This is a genomic window from Allopontixanthobacter confluentis, from assembly GCF_009827615.1.
Taxonomy (GTDB): domain Bacteria; phylum Pseudomonadota; class Alphaproteobacteria; order Sphingomonadales; family Sphingomonadaceae; genus Allopontixanthobacter; species Allopontixanthobacter confluentis.
The window spans coordinates 642,033-662,074 of the sequence record NZ_WTYU01000002.1 but is presented as its reverse complement, the minus strand read 5'-3'; the positions used below and the strand labels follow the sequence as shown (position 1 = coordinate 662,074).

General features: G+C 60.3%; 18 protein-coding genes. 8 read left to right on the top strand and 10 right to left on the bottom strand.

The features are described from left to right. The first annotated feature begins 137 nt into the window (after positions 1-137). Positions 138-569: a hypothetical protein gene (locus GRI44_RS11495; RefSeq protein ID WP_160601907.1), complete on the top strand. Its 432-nt coding sequence runs from the start codon at positions 138-140 to the stop codon at positions 567-569. Continuing rightward, the gene (locus tag GRI44_RS11490; RefSeq protein ID WP_160601906.1) at positions 566-2,779 is read left to right on the top strand and encodes a hypothetical protein; all 2,214 of its coding nucleotides are present in this window, start codon (positions 566-568) and stop codon (positions 2,777-2,779) included. The genes GRI44_RS11495 and GRI44_RS11490 overlap by 4 nt, the downstream gene beginning before the upstream one ends. A gap of 12 nt (positions 2,780-2,791) precedes the next feature. Here GRI44_RS11490 and GRI44_RS11485 read toward each other — a convergent pair whose 3' ends face one another. After that, positions 2,792-3,931, bottom strand: a complete 1,140-nt coding sequence (locus GRI44_RS11485) for a glycosyltransferase family 4 protein (protein WP_160601905.1) — start codon at positions 3,929-3,931, stop codon at positions 2,792-2,794. A gap of 124 nt (positions 3,932-4,055) precedes the next feature. Here GRI44_RS11485 and GRI44_RS11480 point away from each other — a divergent pair, with 124 nt between their 5' ends. Together GRI44_RS11480 and GRI44_RS11475 are read left to right on the top strand one after the other, a co-directional pair. Then, entirely contained in the window at positions 4,056-4,961 is a 906-nt protein-coding gene (locus GRI44_RS11480) for a sulfotransferase family protein (protein ID WP_160601904.1), read from the top strand. A 6-nt stretch (positions 4,962-4,967) separates the two neighbouring features. Beyond that, entirely contained in the window at positions 4,968-6,419 is a 1,452-nt protein-coding gene (locus tag GRI44_RS11475; RefSeq protein ID WP_160601903.1) for an O-antigen polymerase, read from the top strand. 29 nt (positions 6,420-6,448) lie between these two features. Here GRI44_RS11475 and holA read toward each other — a convergent pair whose 3' ends face one another. The 4 genes from holA to GRI44_RS11455 form a co-directional block, all read right to left on the bottom strand. Then, the gene (gene holA, locus GRI44_RS11470) at positions 6,449-7,507 is read right to left on the bottom strand and encodes a DNA polymerase III subunit delta (RefSeq protein WP_160601902.1); all 1,059 of its coding nucleotides are present in this window, start codon (positions 7,505-7,507) and stop codon (positions 6,449-6,451) included. Between the two features lie 22 nt (positions 7,508-7,529). Then, a complete protein-coding gene (lptE, locus tag GRI44_RS11465) occupies positions 7,530-8,036 on the bottom strand; it encodes an LPS assembly lipoprotein LptE (RefSeq protein WP_160601901.1) in 507 nt (168 codons plus the stop codon). After that, complete coding sequence (gene leuS / locus GRI44_RS11460; RefSeq protein ID WP_160601900.1) at positions 8,033-10,585, bottom strand: leucine--tRNA ligase; 2,553 nt, start codon at positions 10,583-10,585, stop codon at positions 8,033-8,035. Before leuS ends, lptE begins: the two co-directional genes overlap by 4 nt. A gap of 96 nt (positions 10,586-10,681) precedes the next feature. Then, positions 10,682-11,122: a DUF3576 domain-containing protein gene (locus GRI44_RS11455; protein ID WP_160602371.1), complete on the bottom strand. Its 441-nt coding sequence runs from the start codon at positions 11,120-11,122 to the stop codon at positions 10,682-10,684. Between the two features lie 410 nt (positions 11,123-11,532). On the opposite strand from GRI44_RS11455, the gene GRI44_RS11450 reads away from it, so the two are divergent. From GRI44_RS11450 to GRI44_RS11440, 3 genes are all read left to right on the top strand, one after another. Then, entirely contained in the window at positions 11,533-12,336 is an 804-nt protein-coding gene (locus GRI44_RS11450) for a hypothetical protein (RefSeq protein WP_160601899.1), read from the top strand. Between the two features lie 184 nt (positions 12,337-12,520). Beyond that, positions 12,521-13,243, top strand: coding sequence for an acetoacetyl-CoA reductase (gene phbB, locus GRI44_RS11445; RefSeq protein WP_160601898.1), 723 nt, complete (start codon positions 12,521-12,523; stop codon positions 13,241-13,243). A 79-nt stretch (positions 13,244-13,322) separates the two neighbouring features. After that, positions 13,323-13,553 (top strand): ribbon-helix-helix domain-containing protein, encoded by a 231-nt coding sequence (locus tag GRI44_RS11440; RefSeq protein ID WP_160601897.1) that lies wholly within the window; start codon positions 13,323-13,325, stop codon positions 13,551-13,553. Between the two features lie 127 nt (positions 13,554-13,680). Here GRI44_RS11440 and GRI44_RS11435 read toward each other — a convergent pair whose 3' ends face one another. Both GRI44_RS11435 and murA read right to left on the bottom strand, forming a co-directional pair. After that, entirely contained in the window at positions 13,681-13,923 is a 243-nt protein-coding gene (locus GRI44_RS11435; protein ID WP_160601896.1) for a hypothetical protein, read from the bottom strand. 62 nt (positions 13,924-13,985) lie between these two features. After that, positions 13,986-15,269 (bottom strand): UDP-N-acetylglucosamine 1-carboxyvinyltransferase, encoded by a 1,284-nt coding sequence (murA, locus tag GRI44_RS11430; protein ID WP_160601895.1) that lies wholly within the window; start codon positions 15,267-15,269, stop codon positions 13,986-13,988. 114 nt (positions 15,270-15,383) lie between these two features. Between murA and galU the strand changes: the two genes are divergently transcribed. After that, positions 15,384-16,268, top strand: a complete 885-nt coding sequence (gene galU / locus GRI44_RS11425) for a UTP--glucose-1-phosphate uridylyltransferase GalU (protein ID WP_160601894.1) — start codon at positions 15,384-15,386, stop codon at positions 16,266-16,268. 60 nt (positions 16,269-16,328) lie between these two features. Here the strand turns inward: galU and GRI44_RS11420 are convergent, their stop codons facing one another. From GRI44_RS11420 to GRI44_RS11410, 3 genes are read right to left on the bottom strand one after another with little or no spacing between them, the layout of a single operon-like run. After that, the gene (locus tag GRI44_RS11420) at positions 16,329-17,069 is read right to left on the bottom strand and encodes an SDR family NAD(P)-dependent oxidoreductase (protein ID WP_160602370.1); all 741 of its coding nucleotides are present in this window, start codon (positions 17,067-17,069) and stop codon (positions 16,329-16,331) included. Positions 17,070-17,092: 23 nt separating this feature from the next. After that, a complete protein-coding gene (locus GRI44_RS11415; protein ID WP_160601893.1) occupies positions 17,093-18,394 on the bottom strand; it encodes a cytochrome P450 in 1,302 nt (433 codons plus the stop codon). Between the two features lie 3 nt (positions 18,395-18,397). Beyond that, positions 18,398-19,936, bottom strand: a complete 1,539-nt coding sequence (locus GRI44_RS11410; protein WP_160601892.1) for an acyl-CoA synthetase — start codon at positions 19,934-19,936, stop codon at positions 18,398-18,400. Positions 19,937-20,042: the final 106 nt, after the last annotated feature.

Below are 20,042 nucleotides of genomic sequence, written 5' to 3'. Positions count from 1 at the left end.
TTTGCGTCCGATTGCCAAGTGGGCTGCGCAGGATGATGGCCTGAAAAGCGGGAAATAGCGGCCCGTTCCACAAAGTATTTTCCTACACGCAATTCCCTTATTAACCGATATGGTTCCAAAATTATCAGGAAGCAACCATGTACGAATCGAATTCGATCAAAATACCAGCAGGCTATGTCACTGCCAGCGCGATTGGCTTTGCTGACGGGGCAGGCATGCTGGCGGTCGCCAGTGAAACCACGCCCTTGCCCACCACCATCGCCAGCCCGGCAGCGCCCGATGCGCTGTCCGGCTCTGCCAACAGCAATCGCATTGCCGGGCCATTCGTGCCCGTGGTTGGCCGCCCAGTGATGGTGCAATTAACCGGTGACTGGATTGGCAGCGTGCAAATGCGCCGGTCCGTCGATGGCGGCACAACCAAGCTGCCGATTACCGTAGCTGGCGGCGAATGGGGCCGCTTCACCGGCAATGCCTGCGAACCGGTCTGGGATGAAAGCGAAGCCGGCGCGCAGCTTTATCTCGATATCGCCATATATGCCGGCACAGTGGCATACAGGGTGTCGCAATGAGCGGCCCGGATCTGGCCGCACGCGGGCTTGCCCGCCAGGCCCTGATGTCCCAGCCAGCCCTGTTTTCCGCCATGCAGGGGCGCGCCATTCCGGCCAGCCTGAACCGGCTGGAAAGCACTGGCTATTCCGTTGAAGGCATGGGCGCAGGCACCTATGTGCATGATGCGCAATGCACCGCCAGCCTGCTGGGCACGCATCCACGGTTTGCGTTCCGTTCGGCGGACAACCGGATATTCCGCCTGCTGGCGCAAGGCAGCGCCATTTATGTCGAACAGGCCGGGGCGCGTGCCATTGCGGGGCAGAATGACCAGCCCGCCATTCAGGCAGCGATTGATTATGCGCAGGCAGTGGCCGCTGCCGAAGTCAGGTTCGGGCAGGGCCGCTATGAATTATGGGCGCCCTTCCGGTCGTCTCCGTTCAAAGCCAATTTCGCTATTGACGGGCATTACATTGTCATTTCCAAAACGCTTGTGCTGCGCGGCGTGGCGGCCACACGCACCGTGCTGGACTGCCGCGCATTGGGCGGGCGCGATCCGCAGACATCGTGGCAAACCGTGTGGCTTGACAGCAATGACCCGTCGCCCCGGTTGTGGCGAGGCAATGCCTGCCTGCTGCGCGGCAATAAGAACAACGAACTGCCCGCGCCCGGCAACCCGCTGCAGATTGACCGGGTGGAACTGCACCGGCTGGTCTTTCGCGGCAATACGGTGCGCACCGCCAATCATGACTGGCCAGCCAACATCACCACGGGCGATGGCTGGGACGGCACCCATCAGGGGCTGAAAGTGCATGATACCCACGTTGGCGACATTGTGCTGCGCGATACAGACTTTGTCGGCTGGCGGGGCGAATTGCTGTATCTGGCAGGCTATGATGCGCGCAGCCTGACCATGGACCGGGTGCGCCTGCTGACTACCAATGGCAATGCCATGAACCCTGGCACCAACACCCCCATCATCGCCAATAATTGCGAATTCGGGGATGCGTATCAGGCCCATGAAGACACCGGCAAACGTTATGCCCGCTACAGTGGCTGCATCTGGCGGGATGCGGACAAGATGAACATCGGCAGCGGCCCCACCAATGGCCAGTTGTATAATTACCTCTATCCCACGCGGGATACCGCAACCCAGCCACCTGTCACCCAGTTTGACGGCTGCGAAATCCGCAATGTCGGCATGGCCTATATCGGCAACTGGGTGCGCGGGCGGCTGCGCACGACAGACAGCATCATCAATCTGACCGCCAATCTGTTCTTCATGCTGCAGGATATCGATCTGGATATAGAAGCCCTTATTGACCAGAAGGATGCCATCAATCCGCTGCTGCTATATGGCCCTGACACGCTGACCAAACCCGTGTCTGGCGCGCCTACCGGTATCTACATCCAGCCGCCGCGCAATGTTCATGTGCGGTTACGGCATATCCGCACGGCCGCGGCGCAGGCGGCAGGCCGCAACTGGGCGCCATTCCGCTGGTCCGGCTATATCGACAAAAGCTGCCGGGTGACGATTAACGGCAGTGAGGCAACCACTGTGCCCAACACCATGGATAATCCGACCAAATCGGCGCCATTTGTGGAACTGGGCAGTTTCAGCCATTCGCTGGGGTATTTGCAGCACGGCGCGGCTAACGTCGGGCCGTTTAACCAAAATGATGAAATCCGTATCGCGGGGCCAGTGGTTCAGGCACATAGCACGGTGGACGGCGTGTATGATGCCACGCTGGCGGCAGTGCCCACGGGCGGCGCCGCCTATGGGTTTGCCGAAGGGCAGAAGTTGCGGATCTACAAGTCAGGCGATCTGGCCGATGTCCGTTTCGTGAAAGGCCAAAGTGCCAATCTCAGCGTTCAGCGCACCCGCGTTCTGGACAAACATGGTGACTGGATCGACTTCGCGTTCAATTCCAGCGCCGCCAGATGGGAAGAATGCGGCTTCTTTTCTGCTGCATCTGAAACGTTGTCAGCCAATTTTGCCGCACGGAGCGTTCCGGCCGTCAATCCCGGCAGCACCACTACACTCAGCGTCACGATTGCCGGCGCAAAGGTGGGTGACAAAGCCAGTGCCAGCTTCGCAGCCGCCCTGCCTGGACTGCTGCTGTTTGCTGAAACTGCAGCGGCAGACAGCGTGAAAGTCAGCCTGTTCAACCCGGGCACACAGGCCAGCCCTGCTTTCACAAGCGACCTGTTTGTGGATGTCAGCCGCCGCTAATCCCAGCCGGGGCTAATCTACAGCCGGGGCCGGGGACATTTTTCCGCCGGTCCCGGCAAGGGTCTGCACACCGTTCACAAAATGGCGCGTATCCCCGCGCATGGCAGAAGCGAAAGCCGCACTGGCAGCCTGCTGGTAAAGGGCTTCATCCCCATCCAGCCGCTGCATTGCGGATAGAAGCTGCGCGCCATTTTCAGGGTCGATGACCAGTCCGTTCACCCCGTCATCGACCAGAATATCCACCGCGCCCGCGCGGCGCGATACGATCACTGGCAAGCCTGCGGCCAGCGCCTCGATGATAACCAGGCCGTAAGTTTCCTGCAGGCTGGGCAATAGAAGGCACAGGCTGCGGCGCATGGCCGACAGCACATCGGCGCTGCTGCAATTGCCGCGCCATATGATCCAATTGGCAACGCCGAGTTCGCGGCCATGCTGTTCCAACGCGGCCCGTAATGGGCCATCGCCGATCAATTCCAGCATCCGGCTCCCGCCCGCCTTGCGGTAGGCGGCAAAAGCATTAATCCCAGCGGCCAGGTTCTTTTCAGGGATCAGCCGCGCCACCACCAGAAACGGGCGTTGGGAAAATTCGGGCGCATCGGCGGCGGTGGCGCTGGCGCGCAGCCGCCTAATATCCAGCGTGTCATAGCCAAGGGCGATCCGCGCCGCCGGAATGCCGAAATGGCGCAGATAGTCCCGCGAACGCAGGCTGGCGGTGATGGCGCCATGATAAGGCGCCAGAAACAAGCGCTTGGCCGGGCCGCGCCACCAGCTGCGTGGTCCGTCATCAAATTTGCTGTCCGCCATAGTGAACACGGCGCGCCCGGTCAGCCGCAGCCACACGCTGGCAAGGAAAACGCCGGGCAGATCATAATGGCAAAAAAACACATGGCGCGCGCCGCTGGCATTCACCGCGGCAACCAGCCTTGCGGCAAGGCGGACCGCGCCGGGATTGCCGCTGCCGTCTGTCAATGTGACTTCATGCCAGTTGCGGCTGCCGCCTGTTTCCCAGTCATAAATCCGCGATTGGGGGAACAGCTGGATCCCCGTGACCGCCATTCCCGCCTGCGCCAGCGCACGCAGCCGGTCATGGTGCGACGGGCCGAAATTTTCCCACATCACGGCAACCGGAAAAGGCATTTCTGGTTGACCCATGGTGAAAAAACGCGCCCCTTCGAGCTCCAGCTTTTGCAAGATTATGCGTGACGAACGCGTCCCGCGCCATTAGCCGAACGGCTGCCCGCGCACAAGCGACGGCCAGAAGGGGCGGACAAGGCAGATGGGCGCATTGCGCTGGCACTATAACCGGATAAAATCCTATATCGGCAGGCCGCGCATGATCATGCAGCAGCACGCCGTGGTCGTGTCAGACCATGACGCGTGCCCGCATCCGCTGTTTGTTCTGGGCGCACACCGGTCCGGCACATCGCTGCTGCGCCGGATGCTCAATTCCCATCCCGAAATTGCCTGCCCGCCGGAAAGTTTTTTCATCGCCCATTATGCTGCGATGCTGGATGATGATCTGGTGCAGGCAGGCTATGATGGGCTGGGTTATGATGCCGACGCCATGCGTGATGATCTGGCACGCAAGGCCAGCGAACTGCACGAAGCCTTCCGCATCGCTCAAGGCAAGGCAATATGGGCGGACAAGACCCCGCAATATCTCGGCTGCGCCGACGCAATCGACCGTCTGTTCGGCCACCGCCCCAAATATCTGCTCATTTATCGCCACCCTTGCGATATCGTCCATTCGCTGCACCAGCGCGGGTGGAAGCAGAATGATATTGCTGATCCGTTTGAAGCGCAGCTGGTATATGTGCAGCAGTCGATTGCGCGGCTGAATGCCTTTCATGCAGCTCACGGCGCCCGCGCCGCGCGGTTCGATTACCGCGAATTATGCGAAAATCCGCAGCAAACCCTGACAGCGGCCATGGCCCATATCGGCCTGGCTTTTGACCCTGCGATGCTGGATTTTGGCAGCAAGGAACACAATTTCGGCCTCGAAGATCCGGTCGTGCGCGGCAAGAGCAGGATCGAGGCTAGCCATGGCGCATGGCGCAGCTGGACAAAGGGCCAGAAACAGCGTGCGGTAGCGGCCTTTGGCGAACATGCGCTGGACGATGTCTATTGGAATTTTTCAGCAGACGCAGAACGCACGCCTGCTGAAGATGCGGGCCGGGGCTGATCCTGTATGCTGGCCTATGACATCATCCTGCTGGTATCGCTGGCCATCTATCTGGCGGTTTGCGCGCTCTATCTGCGGCACCGGGCGGCGTCTTTCATGCATCCGGTGTCGCTCTATCTGCTGTTTCACGGCATTGTTTTCACATTCCGCCCGTTTCTTGCCAGATATTACGATTTTGGCGCGCTATATCAGCAGTTCGGGTTCCAGCCGTCCATGCAGGACAAGATTACCGTATTGCTCGCGGCCAATCTTGGCATGGTGACATTTGTGGCCGTATCGCTTTTTGTCGCCCGCGAACCGCTGGCTTTTGCGCGGGACAAATATGACGACAAGCATCGCACGATGCTCCGCAAGCCATTCCTGATCGTCGCGGCACTGCTGACACCTGTCGCGCTGGCATCGCTGGCGGAACACTGGACCACGCGGGCGCTGGACAGCAGCACGATGATTACCGACCTGTCGACCGGCATTGCCATCAATACCACCGGCAACGGATGGTTTTTCACCGCCCAGCTGGTGCTGGTGCCAATCGTGGTGATTTTTGCGTGGCTTTACCGGTTCCGGCTATGGTCGCTGATCCCGTTCGGCATTTTCTTTATCCTGCGCGCAGGCACAGGGGGGCGCGGGCCGCTGATCGTGGCGGCCTTTGCCATTGTCGTGCTGTATCTGACGCAGCAGCGCCGCCGTTGGCCCGAATGGCGCAGCGCACTGATCATGGTGTTTGCCGCTGTTACCTTTACCACGCTGGTGTCAGACCGGGGCGCAGCGGTGCGCGAAATATTCACCAGCGAACAGGCGGCCGATACTATCGCCTATCTCGACACAGCCCCGTATGAAACGATGGATTTCGCCAATCAGGAATTCTTCGAATATGTCGTCTATGCTGTGCCGCAACGAACCGGCACGTATGATTATTTCCTGTCCAACCTCCAGATATTCACCGAACCTGTGCCCCGCGCATGGTGGCCCGGAAAGCCGGTCGGCCCTCCTATCCAGCTGTTCAGCCTGTTCGATTACGGATCGCCGCTGGGCATGACCTTGTCGCTGCCCGGTGCGGGCTGGTATGAATTGGGCTGGGCCGGTGTCATCATCCAATGCGGGGCGTTTGCGCTGCTGTATTCACTCCTTTACCGCTGGATGATTGCGCGGCGCGAAGATGACTGGTCTCTGATGACCTACGCCGTCATGATTGCGGCCACCACGATCACTTTCCGCGATGGGGTGCTGATTACCATTGCCCGATCGTTGCCGTTCTATCTCGGCCCAATTGCGATGATGTGGCTGCTTGCCCGCGCATTTTCCCTGCCCCGTGCCGATATGCTGCGGCAGTTTGCGAGTGAAAACCGCCATTTGCCTGCGCCGACAGAAGGTGGGGGAAGCATGCCCCTGACACCAGCGCAGCGGCGGCGCGCGATGATCGAAGCAATGATCGAGAAGGCAGCGCCAAAACGCGGTTAACCCGCGCCGGCAAGTGCGACCACTCCTGCTTACCGGTGCCGTTTGTTCGCCGTGCTGGCCGCCTGCCGTGCAATCTGGGTCAACCCTTGCGCCAGCAGCAATTCGGCTGACTGATTGTTCGACAACAAGGCACGGTGCAGGCTGACCAGCCGGTTCACCAGCCGGTCAAGGCTGGCGCCGCGCCACAAACGCAGCTGGACCGACAAGTCCCGTTCGTCCTTCCAGAATATTCGCCGCGCCGATTTTTCCGCGGTCAGCACCTGTTGTGCATTGCCCGATGCGCCGATTTTGGCAGCCAGCCCCGCAAGCTGCGCCGTGCGCCGTTCCAGCGCCAGCAGCAGGCCAACCGGGTTGAGGGACAATTCGTGCATCCGTTTCAGTTCGCCCGGCAATTTTGCGGCCTCACCCGACAGCACCGCATTCACCAGCGGCATGAAGCCATCTTCTTCGGTGGCCGCGCCAATGGCTTCCAGCGCTTCTGCATCAGCATTGCGCGGGCCTTCAGGTGATGCATCCAGATAGAGCGCCAGCTTGGTGATTTCGGACTGGGCCAGCCGCACATCCAGCCCGGCACCGCGCGCAATGCGTTCGGCAATATCGCCATTCAGGCGCAGGCCAGCGGCATCTGCCATGGTCCGCACCGACGCTGTGACCGAGGAGAGATCGGGCGGCCAGAACATCGCCACCATCCCGTCCTTGCGCTTTTCAAGCAGCTTGGCCGTGCGGGATTTATCTGTTGCCGAGGTGGCGATGATCAGCACCGGGCATACTTCGCCCTGGCCGGTGTCCATGCCATCGAGCATGTTTTTCACCGCATCATGCGCTTCATCCCCGCTCGCTCTCACCAATATATGGCGCTTGTCGCCGAACAGCGATGTGGAGCGGGCTTCATCGCCCAGGCGCACAGGATCCTTGCGCAGATCCCCGCCCGATAATTCGACCCGTTCGCCCGGATCGGGCAGCAGCGAGAGTATTCTGGAGGCTGCGGCAAATGCGCCTGCTTCATCCGGGCCGCACAGGAAAAACAGGGAACATTCGCGCGCGCCGCGCACGGCGGCACTGGCAAAATCGCGCTGCGTGGCTTTCACAGTGCCCTCATAATGCCCAGCCTCAAGGCTGGGCGCGCAGTGTCAGCGACAACTGCGTGACGATACGGTCAGCCACTTCGCGCGACAGGTTTTCCAGCGCGGTCTGTTCGGCGGCAATGGTGGCATATTCGCTGGAAACCACGTCAATCCCGGCATCGGAACCGGCTGTCGCATCCAGCAGGATCGTGCCGTCTGTCACATCAACCAGCTGATAGCGGGCGCGCAATGTGCGGCGTTCTCGGCCAATAGTGTCATCGCCCAGCACGCCCAGCCCTTCCAGCCGGTCATCCAGGCGCACATCCAGACGGTAGCGGCTGCCGGCAGCGTCTGTATTGCCCAGCCGGTCATGCAATGCGTTGCGCATCAGCCAGCCAGCGCGGCCAGGGATGGCCGGCACTTCGATAGCGGCCAGCCCGCGCGCCACAGCGCCATTGCTGCCGCCGGCATACATGGGCTGCATCCCGCAGGACGCCAGCATCAGCATCAATGGCAACGCCATGACAGGCGCAAGGATGGCCTTGCGTTTCATGTGACGATATTGACCAGCCGGTCAGGCACGACAATCACCTTGCGAATTTCTGCACCATCAACCGAACGCTGGACCTTCTCGCTCGCCAGTGCAAGCGCTTCGAGCTGGTCCTTGGGCAGGCCCTTGGCCACGGTCAGCGTATCGCGCAGCTTCCCCTTGTGCTGCACGGCGATGGTCACTTCATCATCCACCAGCAGCGCCGGATCAACTTCTGGCCACGGCGCATTGGCAATCAGCCCTTCGCCGCCCATCCGCGCCCATGCTTCTTCGGCGATGTGCGGCATCATGGGCGATGCCATCAGCAGCAGCGAATGGATCGCCTCGCTACGGCTGGCAGAAGGCGCTGCCTTTTCGATTGCGCCGGTCAGTTCATACATCCGGGCCACGGCCTTGTTGAACGACAATGCCTCGATATCGCCGGCAGCAGCAGCGATGGTCTGATGGGTCTTGCGGGCCAGAGCCTTGTCGTCGCCGGTCGCACTGCCATCATGTTGTTCGAGCAACCGCCACAGGCGCTGCACAAACCGCCAGCAGCCTTCGATACCGGCTTCGGACCAAGGCAGGTCGCGTTCCGGTGGGCTGTCCGACAGCATGAACCAGCGCACCGCATCGGCGCCATAACGCGCCACGATCTCATCCGGGTCGACGACGTTCTTCTTCGACTTGGACATCTTGATCACGCGGCCCACATCCACCGCAGACCCGTCGGCTTTCAGGACCGCGCTTTCACCGCGCTTTTCCACCTCGGCAGGAGTGAAGAATGTGGGGCGCGCTTCAACGCCGCTGCGCGAATAGGTTTCGTGCGTCACCATGCCTTGTGTGAACAGGCTGGCAAAGGGTTCGGCAAAGCCGAGCATGCCGATGTGCTGCAACGCCCGCGTCCAGAACCGCGCATAAAGCAGATGCAGGATCGCATGTTCGATACCGCCGATATATTGTTCGACCGGCATCCATTTTTCGACTTCTTCCCGGTCGAACGGCTTGTCCGCAGGCTGGCTGGCAAAGCGCAGGAAATACCACGAACTGTCCACGAAAGTGTCCAGCGTATCGGTTTCGCGTTCTGCCTTGCCGCCGCATTTGGGGCAGCTGACATGCTTCCACGTGGCATGGCGCACCAGCGGATTGCCCGGCGTCTGGAAATCGACATCTTCGGGCAGGGTTACAGGCAGCTGCGCCTTGGGCACAGGCACCACACCGCAGCCATCGCAATGGATGAAGGGTATGGGCGTGCCCCAGTACCGCTGGCGCGAAACGCCCCAATCGCGCAGGCGCCACACGGTCTTGCCTTCGCCCCACCCGCCGCTTTCGGCGCGGGCAATGACATCGGCAATGGCCGCATCCACATCCATCCCGTCAAGCGGGCCGGAATTGACGATGATACCGTCGCCAGCTTCCGCTTCGCCGGCAAACGGCGCGTCCGCTTCTTCGGCGGATCTGGCGACAACGCGGGTGATCGGCAGCTTGTATTTGGTGGCGAATTCGAAATCGCGCTGGTCGTGGCCGGGCACGCCCATGACAGCGCCGGTGCCGTAATCCATCAGCACGAAATTGGCGATATAGACGGGCAGTTGCCGCGCCGGGTCCAGCGGATGGGCAGCCATGATGCCGGTTTGGAAGCCCAGCTTTTCTGCCGTTTCCAGCTCTGCCGCTGTGGTCCCGCCGCGCTTGCATTCCTCGATGAACGCCGCTGCGTCACTGTCAGTTGCCGCGACCGCGCGCGCAATCGGATGGTCTGCCGCCACGGCCACGAAACTGGCACCGAAAATCGTGTCGGGCCGGGTGGAATAGACTTCCACCCGTTCGCCGTCAGCAGCCCCGCCATTCAGCGCGAAGCTGAATTGCAGGCCCTTGCTTTTGCCAATCCAGTTTTCCTGCATCAGCCGCACTTTATCAGGCCAGCCTTCCAGCGTGCCCAGCCCGTCCAGCAGGTCTTCGGCAAATTGCGTGATCTTGAGGAACCACTGGCTCAGCTTGCGCTTCTCGATTTCCGCGCCGGACCGCCAGCCCTTGCCGTCGATCACCTGTTCATTGGCCAGCACGGTCTGGTCGACCGGGTCCCAATTGACTTCGCTTTCCTTGCGGTAAACCAACCCGGAAGCATAGAGGTCCAGAAACAGCGCCTGCTCGTGACCGTAATATGCAGGGTCGCAAGTGGCAAATTCGCGGTTCCAGTCGAGCGCAAAGCCGATTCGCTTCAGCTGGGATTTCATGTGCGCGATATTGGCGCGGGTCCAGCCGCCGGGATGGACGTTCTTTTCCATGGCAGCATTTTCTGCCGGCATGCCAAAGGCATCCCACCCCATCGGGTGCAGCACTTCAAACCCGCGCATGCGCTTATATCGGGCCAGCACGTCGCCCATCGTGTAATTGCGGACATGGCCCATGTGGACATGCCCCGATGGATAGGGGAACATTTCCAGCACGTAGCTTTTGGGTTTGTCGCTGTTGCTGTCTGCATGGAAACAGCCAGCCTCGTCCCACGCCTGCTGCCACTTTGCATCAGCCTGCGACGGATCGAAACGGGTATCGGTCCCGTTTGTGTTGCTCATGGCCCCTGGATCGCCTTTCAGAATGTAAGGGCGAAAACCCCCGGTATGTGAATTTCTTGTGCTACAAATTTAGGGGGTTTTGGTAAACGAAGCCCGTCAGCCCGCCGTCTGGCGCCGCAGATCGCGGGCCTTGGTCAGGATAATGTCTTCCAGCTTCTGGACGGTGGCGGCCTGCACTGGCGCATCCACCCAGGTGCCGCCCTGTGCAACCTGGCGGCTGGCCGCAACGCGCAACGCATCGGCCCGCAAATCCTGGTCCAGAATGGCCACGCTGACTTTCACCCGTTCACCCGGATTGGCAGGATTGGTGTACCAGTCCGTCACAATCACGCCGCCGGCGCTATCTGCCTGCAACAATGGCGCAAAGCTGACTGTTTCCAGCGCAGCGCGCCAGAGATAGGAATTCACCCCGATGGTGGTGACTTGCGATGCCGCAATATCAGCCCTGGGCCGTTCCTTGCCGCCGCAGGCTGCAAGGCCGGTAAGTGCGGCAGTAACCATTGCGGCGCGAATGATTTTGGTGGTGGTCGTGTGCATGACGGTCATGATCTTACGGATCGTCCTAGAAAATGGCGCAGCGGCGCGCCAAAGGAATGTTCTGAGCCTCTATAACCTTCCCGAAGCGGGCGGCAAGACATGGTGACGTTTTCACGCCAATCGCCCGCTGCTTAACGGCGCGCGCGCGTGAACCGGCGGTTAATCCGCTGGCACGCGGCTAGCCGTAGTGAGCGGCGCGGGAGGCGGCTTTGTGGACATGCTGCAACACTTTGCATCTATCGTCCTGAACCGATTGTGGAAAAGCTGGTAATGGCCAATTGCCGGGCCTAATATCCACGCTGATAGACTGAGCGACTCCGCATAAACCCGCGAGTCCACAAACAGGCAGTCAGGAACTATTCAGGCCGGCAATGGTCTGAACACTCGGGAAGGATCACGCAGGCAGTTTCATGGCGAAGGTAGGCAACAAGACAGCATTTGGCGGTATCGCGCCGGCGCTTATTGCCGCTGCGGGCCTTGCATTTGCCGTGCCGACAGCCAGCCTTGCGCTTGGTCTTGGGATGGGCGGCGCGAAAGCTGGCGGTGATACATCGCCGGTGGCAGCACTCGCCAATATGGATTTTGCCCCCTTTACCCCCGCCACTGTCGATCCTGAACTTGCCCTGCGCGTGGCGGCATCTGTGCGCGCCAAGGGGCAGGCTATTCGCTTCACACCGGCCACGGGCCATTCCTCGCAGGCCCGCACCTACACCGTGGCAGTCCGCGTTGATGATGAAACGGCGCGCGCCATTTCGGTGCGGTCGGCCATTGCCAGCGCGCAGCGCGATGCAGGCACCAGGACGGTCAGCCTTGCACCGACACGCTACAATCTGGGTGCGGCGCGCGGCTATCAGGGCTTTGCCAAGACACCGGTGGCGCCATCACGGCCACTGGTTTCTGCAACCCTGCGCGATGTATCGCTGCCGGATCTGGCAGATTTCAAACCATCGGAAGGTACGGCCAGGGACAAGCCAAGCCGGTTCCAGCCGCGCATTGCGCTGGAAACGGAAAAAGGTACCGCGGGCCGTTCACGCGGAACGCTGGAATCGCTGGGCGAACAATCGGTCGATCTGGGCGGGGCATACCGCGTCACGCGTAACCTTGATGTTACCGCAGGCGTGCGCCTGTCGCAGGATCGTGACCGGCTGGCGCCCTTGACCGATGCGGTTCAGGACAGTCAGGCAGTCTATGTCGGGACGCAGTTCCGCTTCTGATTTGCAGCGCGGCGTTGCGGCCTTTATGGCCAAGGCAGACGGCGAAATATGCGCGCAGAAGCCGCCATCTACACGTTCGTTTTAAACCTCGCTTGCGCGGGGTTTTTTATTGCCCTGCCCCCGCCATGCCGTAAGGTAATGCTGCAATTCGGCAAGGCCGAAGGTTTTGGGACTGGAGAATGACATGGGACGCATTGCAATTGTCACAGGCGGCACGCGGGGGATCGGCCGCGCCATATGTGAAACCCTGCAGAATGACGGATTTACCGTGGTAGCCAATTATGGCGGCAATGATGAAAAGGCGCGCGCCTTCACACAGGAAACTGGCATTCCGGCCTATAAATGGGATGTGGGCGACCATGAAGCCTGCATCGCCGGATGCGAGAAAGTGGCCAGTGAAGTCGGCCCGGTGGATGTGGTGGTAAACAATGCCGGCATCACCCGCGATGGCACTTTGCAGAAGATGAGCTTCGATGACTGGAATGAAGTCATGCGCATCAATCTGGGCGGCTGTTTCAACATGGCCAAGGCGTGCTTCCCCGGGATGCGCGAACGCGGCTGGGGCCGGATCGTCAATATCGGATCCATCAACGGGCAGGCAGGCCAATATGGGCAGGTCAATTATGCCGCTGCAAAAAGCGGGATTCACGGTTTCACCAAGGCGCTGGCACAGGAAGGCGCGCGTGCTGGCGTGACGGTCAATGCTATCGCGCCGGGCTATATCGACACCGACATGGTGGCCGCCGTTCCGGAACCGGTGCTGGAAAAAATCGTCGCCAAAATTCCCGTCGGGCGGCTGGGCAAGGCGGATGAAATCGCGCGCGGCGTATCATTCCTGTGTTCTGAAGATGGCGGCTTTGTCACAGGTTCGACCATGAGCATCAATGGCGGGCAGCATATGTATTGACGCGCCTGCGTTGGTCCTGCTGCGATGACCTTCCTGCCTTGACCCTGCCCCGAATTAACAAACCTGGTCTGACCCCGCCATGACATCTTCGCCTTACCATCCACCGGTCAAACGGTCCGTCCAGATTGACCGGCACAAAACCTCGATCAGTCTGGAACCTCTGTTCTGGGAGATGCTGAAACAGGCGGCAGAACGCGAAGGCGAACCGATTAATGCGCTGGTGGCGCGGATTGATGCAGAACGGATCAAATCGCCCACTCCGCCGGGGCTGGCCAGCGCCATCCGCGTGTGGCTGGTGGTGAACGCCTGAACGGTCGTGACCCGCAAATTGCGCGGCTGCTTGGGCAACCCAGTTCTGCACACGAAAACGTGCCGCACATAAAAAGGCGCGCGAAACCCTTTCGGGTCACGCGCGCCTTTTTTAATCTGAGACGGTGTCAGTAATTTGCGGGTGGGTCACTCGCCGGGAAACTGCCATCCAGTTCCTCGTCAGTCTTGGACCAACCCTTGTTTTCCGGGTCACGCATGCTGGAGACACCAGCATCACGCACTTGCGAGAAATTGCCATCGCCGGGCTGGCCAGCAGCAAATGCTGCATTGTCCGGATTCTTCTGCTTCTCGAAATATTTGTAACCCACATATCCAAGTGCCGACAAAGCGGCCATTTTCAATAGTGCCATGATTTAATTCCTTTCTTTCCCTTACAATGCACATTGCAAAGGAAAGGTCCGCAAAAGGAAAATCAATCGTCGCCAACCCGTTCGATATCTGCACCCACCAGCGCCAGCTTTTCTTCCAGCCGTTCATAGCCGCGATCGAGATGATACAGCCGCCGCACTTCGGTGGTGCCTTCTGCGGCAAGCCCGGCAATCACCAGGCTCATGGAAGCACGAAGGTCTGTCGCCATCACTTCGGCGCCGGTCATTTTTTCCACCCCATGGACAATTGCCGTGCGCCCGCTGGTTTCGATATTGGCGCCCATCCGGTTCAGTTCGGGCACATGCATATACCGGTTTTCAAAGATTGTTTCATTGAGGACGCTGGTGCCTTCCGCGCGGCACAGCAACGCCATCAACTGCGCCTGCATATCGGTGGCAAGACCGGGATAGGGCGCGGTTGAAAGATTGGCTGCTTTCAGCTTGCCATCCGATGAAATGTTGATGCCGCGTGCATCGCTTTCCACCGTCACGCCAATATTGCGCAAGGCGTGGAGCGTGGCGGCCATTTCATCGCCCTTGGCCCCTTCCAGCCGCACATCACCGCCAGTGATGGCCGCAGCGCAAGCGTAGGAACCTGCCTCGATACGGTCAGCCATGACGCGGTAAGTCGCCCCATGCAGGCGTTTCACCCCGTGGATGATCAATTCCGAATTGCCAATTCCTTCGATTTCAGCGCCCATGGCGACCAGCAGATTGCATAAGTCGACAATTTCCGGCTCGCGCGCGGCATTGGTCAGGCGGCTGGTGCCGGCGGCCAGCACCGCTGCCATAAGAGCGTTTTCGGTTGCGCCGACAGACACCACGGGAAAATCAAAATCGCCGCCCGGCAGCCCGCCATCGGGCGCATGGGCGCGGACATAGCCCTGCGCCAGTTCGATCTGGGCGCCCAGCGCTTCCATCACTTTCAAATGCAGGTCGATGGGCCTGTTGCCAATCGCGCAGCCGCCCGGCAGCGACACTGTCGCTTCGCCAGCGCGGGCCAGCATCGGGCCCAGCACCAGAATGGACGCACGCATCTTGCGCACCAGATCATAGGGCGCGACAGTGGATGTAAGCCGCGTGGCTTCATAAGTGACAACGCGGCCGAAATCTTCCGGGCGATTGCCCTGAATGCTGGTGGATACGCCAAATTGCGTCATCAGATGCTGGAATCCGTCAATATCCGCCAGGCGCGGCAAATTGCGCAAGGTCAGCGGTTCTTCGGTCAATAAAGCGCACGGTATCAGCGTGAGCGCTGCATTCTTCGCGCCGGAAATGGGAATGGTGCCGGACAGGCGGTTTCCGCCTCTGATGATGATTTTATCCATCACGGCGGTTTAACCGGAACCGCGCGCAGGGCAAGTAGGCAAACGCGCAAGAATGTCACCATCGACGCTTTGCCGTATTGACGCCTTTCCCGCAGGCTGCTTACCACCTGGCGCATGACCACACGCAAACCCATAAAAAAGGCTGTCTTTCCCGTTGCCGGGCTGGGCACACGCTTCCTGCCCGCCACCAAGGCAATCCCCAAGGAATTGCTGCCGATCGTGGACCGCCCGCTGATTCAATATGCAGTGGACGAAGCGCGCGAGGCGGGCATTGAACAGATCATTTTCGTCACTGGCCGCGGCAAGACCGCGATTGTCGAACATTTCGACATCGCATTCGAGTTGGAAGCCACGATGAAGGAGCGCGGCAAGGATATGTCGGTGCTGGATGATACCCGCGCCACGCCGGGCAACATCATCACCGTGCGCCAGCAGGTGCCACTTGGCCTTGGCCATGCCATCTGGTGTGCGCGGGCGATAATCGGCGATGATCCCTTTGCCATTCTGCTGCCGGATGAATTGATGGTCGGCCAGCCGGGATGCATGAGACAGATGGTCGAAGCCTATGACGAAGTGGGCGGCAACCTCATCAGTGTGCTGGAAGTGCCGCGCGAGGAAGTGTCCAGTTACGGCGTCATTGATCCGGGCAGCAGCCACGGCGATCTGACGCAGGTAAACGGGCTGGTGGAAAAGCCGGCGATGGCAGACGCGCCTTCCAACAAGATCATTTCAGGGCGCTATATCCTGCAGCCTGAGGTGATGCGGACGCTGGAAAATCAGGGCAAGGGCGCTGGCGGTGAAATCCAGCTGACCGATGCCATGGCACGGATGATCGGCACGCAGCCGTTCCACGCAGTCACGTTCCGGGGCAAACGCTATGATTGCGGCAGCAAGATTGGCTTTGTCGAAGCCACGCTGGCGCTGGCGCTGGAACGCGATGACATGGGCGATGATATCCGCCGCATTGCCACCCGCCTGTTGGCCGAAACTGCTGCCTGAGACTGCTGCCTGAAACTGCTGGCTGAGCCTGTTGGCTGAAACTGCTGGTCTAAATTTCGGTCAGCCGAGCGACAGCCCGCCATCCACCACCAGCGTCTGACCAATGATATAGGACGCCAGCGGGGATGCCAGGAACAAGGCCGCGCCCGCCATGTCTGATGGCTGGCCAGTGCGCCGCAGCGGAATGGCGCGGATCACGCCTGCCATGCGCTGGTCATTATCGGTGGTCACCCGCGTCATCTTGGTGGCGACATAGCCCGGCGCAATGCCGTTCACGCGGATAGTATCGCGCGCCCATGCCGCGCCCAATGTTCTGACCAGCGCGACCGCCCCTGCCTTGGATGCCGCATAGGCAGGATTGCCGACCATGGCATGATAGGCGCCGGTGGAACTGATGATAATCAGACTGCCGCCCGATGCTGCCAGCGCATCATGAAACGCGCGGGCGCAATCCATGACCGAATTGAGATTGACGTCCATCACATCATGCCAGCCAGCACGTTCAAATTCCTGCCGGCCATAGCGGACTGCACCCTGGCACAATACCACCACATCAGCCGCGCCAAATTGCGCCGCCGCCTGATCGACCGCATCGCCATTGCCCACATCAACCTGCGCATATACCAGCCCGGAAAGGTCGGACCCGGCGTCGCTGACATACTCTGTTGCAGAAGCCCTCGTGCCCCAGACATGAACATCTGCGCCGCGCGTGCGGAATGCCTGCGCGATGCCATTGCCAATGCCGCTCGACCCGCCCACGACCAGCACTTTCCTGCCGGTAAAATCCAGCTCCGCGCCAATGGTGGGCGGGGTTGCAGCCACGATCAATGCGCCTTGATACGCAGCGGCAACGTCTTCAGCCCGCCCACAAAGGTGGAATTGGACCGCAGCGGCTCGCCTGCCAGCTCGATACTATCCAGCCGATCGAGCAGAACTTCGAACAATATCCGCATTTCCAGCCGCGCCAGATGCAGGCCCAGACACTGATGGGCGCCCGCGCCAAACGCCAGATGCCGATTGGGGCTGCGCGCGGCATCGAATTTGCGCGGATTTTCAAATTGCGCAGGGTCATGATTGGCGGCGATGTAACTCAGCATCAGCCAGTCACCGGCAGCGATTTTCTGTCCCGAAATTTCCGTGTCGCAGGCGGCCGTGCGCATGAAATGCTGCACCGGCGTCGTCCAGCGAATGGCTTCCTCGACAATGCCGGCCAGCAGCGAACGGTCCGCCTTTACCCGGGCAAATTGTTCCGGATCACGCGCGAGCGCCAGCATGGCACCGGCAGTGGAGGCCGATGTCGTATCATGGCCAGCAGCCGCCAGGATGATGAAATAGCCCATCATGTCACGGTCATTCAGCGGCTCGCCGTCAATCGTGGCATTGGCGATGATGCTGGCGACATCGCTGGTGGGCGCGGCCCGTTTCTGCGCGGTGATGCCAGCAAAATATTGTTCGAAATCCGCCACTGCGCCAGCCACCAGCTGGGTGATTGCTTCGGGCGGCAAATCCTTCAGACCCGACTGGTTGAGATCATCATCCTGTCCGCCAAACAATTGCTGCGTCAGCATCAGCATCCGCGGCTCGTCTTCTTCGGGCACGCCCATGATCTGCATGACCACGTGCAGCGGATAGGGCGCTGACACCTGCGTTACAAAATCCACATCCGGGCCCGCTGCCACCAGCCGGTCGACCGTGCGGTGCGCCAGTTTGCGAATTTCATCCTCGGTCTGGCGCAGGTTCTTGGGCATGAACCATTCCTGCGTCAGCTTGCGATATTTCATATGTATCGGGCCATCGAAAGTGACCAGGCTGGCCACCATATGCGGGCTGCCCCCTGTCAGGTGCTTGGCAAATTCGATGCCTTCGGTGAGCGAAAATACCACCGAGCGCGGATGGTTGAGGAAGGTGGCATTGTCCTTGCTGATCCGCATCACATCATCATAGCGGGTGATCAGCCAGAAAGGGTCAAACACCCCGTCTTGCGCAGGCGTGACCCGGGCCACCGGCATGGTCTGGCGCACGTGGTCAAATGTATCGAGCAAACCGTCCCACCGGGCATAGGATTTGGGCTCAATCACCATCCGCGCGGTTGCGGCATCCAGCGTGTTGTCAGCTACGGTCGCCATGGGTCATGCCTCCTCTTGCGCGCGGATCCTGTATTCTTCCTTCAGCTTGCGCTTGTATAATTTGCCATTGGCTTCGCGGGGCAGTTCGGGCCTGAAATCAAACAGGCGGGGCAGTTTCAGCCGGCTTAATTTGGTGGATAGATATGCCAGCAATTCTGCTTCCAGATCATCGCCCGCAGCCGCCATGTCGACCGGCTGGACCACGGCAACCACCTTTTCGCCCATATCCTCGTCAGGTGCGCCGATCACGGCGGCATCCATCACCTTTTCATGCGTCACCAGCAGGTTTTCGATCTCCTGCGGGTAGATATTCACCCCGCCGGAAATGATCATATTGCTGCGCCGGTCGGTCAGATAAAGGAAGCCGTCTTCATCCAGCTTGCCAATATCGCCCAGCGTCGTCCAGCCGCTGGGATGGGTGGCTTCGGCGGTTTTGCCTTCATCCTTGTGATAGGCAAAGGGATAGGGGCTTTCGAAAAAAATCACCCCTTCTTCGCCCACTTGCGCTTCTGCATCATCATCCTTGCAGATATGCAATGTGCCCAGAATAGCGCGGCCCACGGTGCCCTGATGGGTCAGCCAGTCGGGGCTGGCGACCATGGTCATGCCATTGCCTTCGCTGCCGGCATAATATTCGAAGATAATCGGCCCCCACCAGTCGATCATCGCCCGCTTGGTATCCACAGGGCAGGGCGCTGCCGCATGAATGGCGTGGCTGTGGGATGAAAGATCGTAGCGACCGCGCACGTCCTCCGGCAATTTCAGCATTCGCAGAAAATGGGTCGGCACCCACTGGCTGTCAGTAATGCGAAATTTCTCGATCGCTGCCAACGCGCCTTCGGGATCGAATTTTTCCATCAGCACGACGGTCCCGCCAAGTCGGTGGATGCAGCTGCTCCAGCTCAGGGGGGCGGCATGATACATGGGCGCGGGCGACAGATAGATGCTGCTGCCGTCACCGGCGATCTGGAAGCCCTGGGTTGCGAGGGCCATCAGCGGCACTGCTGCCTCCACCTCAGGGTCGGCAGGCGGCGCAGGCACGATGCCCTTGGGCCGGCCGGTGGTGCCGGAACTGTACAGCATGACACGGCCCGCAGACTGGTCATCAATCGGCGTGGCAGGCTGCGCGGCCAGAACGGCCTCTGCACTGCCAGCACCGGGCGCGCCATAAGTGAGCGTTGGAATCGCAAGGCCTGCGGCCTTCATCTGGTCCACCAGCGAATCAAACTTTGTGGTGGTCACCAGCAACCGGGCATCGCTGTCGTCCAGAATATAGGCCACTTCATCCGCCGTGAGATGCGTGGAAATGGGCACCATGACCGTGCCCGCGCGCTGCGAGGCCCAGAGTATTTCATGGTAATGGACGCAGTTTTCCATCAGCAGGCCGAAAGCATCGCCTTCTGCCAGCCCCTGACTGCGCAAATAATGCGCCATGCGGTTGGCTGCATCGTCCATCTGCCGGTACGTTATTGTGTCCCCGCTGCCTGCCATGATGACAGCAGGATGGTCCGGGCGCGTCTTTGCATGTTGTATCGGGTGCATAGTGTTCCTCTTCCGAAGTGCAGCCTAATCAGGCTGCGGCGCGGAACAAGAAAAATCACCTGCGGGCGAGACAAAGAAAAAGGCGGCCGGATCGCTCCGGCCACCT

Excerpts from the sequence above, each read along its gene's own strand:
- GRI44_RS11495 (WP_160601907.1), top strand. The coding sequence starts at position 138 with ATGTACGAATCGAATTCGATCAAAATACCAGCAGGCTATGTCACTGCC.
- GRI44_RS11490 (WP_160601906.1), top strand. The coding sequence starts at position 566 with ATGAGCGGCCCGGATCTGGCCGCACGCGGGCTTGCCCGCCAGGCCCTG.
- GRI44_RS11485 (WP_160601905.1), bottom strand. The coding sequence starts at position 3,931 with ATGGGTCAACCAGAAATGCCTTTTCCGGTTGCCGTGATGTGGGAAAAT.
- GRI44_RS11480 (WP_160601904.1), top strand. The coding sequence starts at position 4,056 with ATGGGCGCATTGCGCTGGCACTATAACCGGATAAAATCCTATATCGGC.
- GRI44_RS11475 (WP_160601903.1), top strand. The coding sequence starts at position 4,968 with ATGCTGGCCTATGACATCATCCTGCTGGTATCGCTGGCCATCTATCTG.
- lptE (WP_160601901.1), bottom strand. The coding sequence starts at position 8,036 with ATGAAACGCAAGGCCATCCTTGCGCCTGTCATGGCGTTGCCATTGATG.
- leuS (WP_160601900.1), bottom strand. The coding sequence starts at position 10,585 with ATGAGCAACACAAACGGGACCGATACCCGTTTCGATCCGTCGCAGGCT.
- GRI44_RS11455 (WP_160602371.1), bottom strand. The coding sequence starts at position 11,122 with ATGCACACGACCACCACCAAAATCATTCGCGCCGCAATGGTTACTGCC.
- GRI44_RS11450 (WP_160601899.1), top strand. The coding sequence starts at position 11,533 with ATGGCGAAGGTAGGCAACAAGACAGCATTTGGCGGTATCGCGCCGGCG.
- phbB (WP_160601898.1), top strand. The coding sequence starts at position 12,521 with ATGGGACGCATTGCAATTGTCACAGGCGGCACGCGGGGGATCGGCCGC.
- GRI44_RS11440 (WP_160601897.1), top strand. The coding sequence starts at position 13,323 with ATGACATCTTCGCCTTACCATCCACCGGTCAAACGGTCCGTCCAGATT.
- GRI44_RS11435 (WP_160601896.1), bottom strand. The coding sequence starts at position 13,923 with ATGGCACTATTGAAAATGGCCGCTTTGTCGGCACTTGGATATGTGGGT.
- murA (WP_160601895.1), bottom strand. The coding sequence starts at position 15,269 with ATGGATAAAATCATCATCAGAGGCGGAAACCGCCTGTCCGGCACCATT.
- galU (WP_160601894.1), top strand. The coding sequence starts at position 15,384 with ATGACCACACGCAAACCCATAAAAAAGGCTGTCTTTCCCGTTGCCGGG.
- GRI44_RS11415 (WP_160601893.1), bottom strand. The coding sequence starts at position 18,394 with ATGGCGACCGTAGCTGACAACACGCTGGATGCCGCAACCGCGCGGATG.
- GRI44_RS11410 (WP_160601892.1), bottom strand. The coding sequence starts at position 19,936 with ATGCACCCGATACAACATGCAAAGACGCGCCCGGACCATCCTGCTGTC.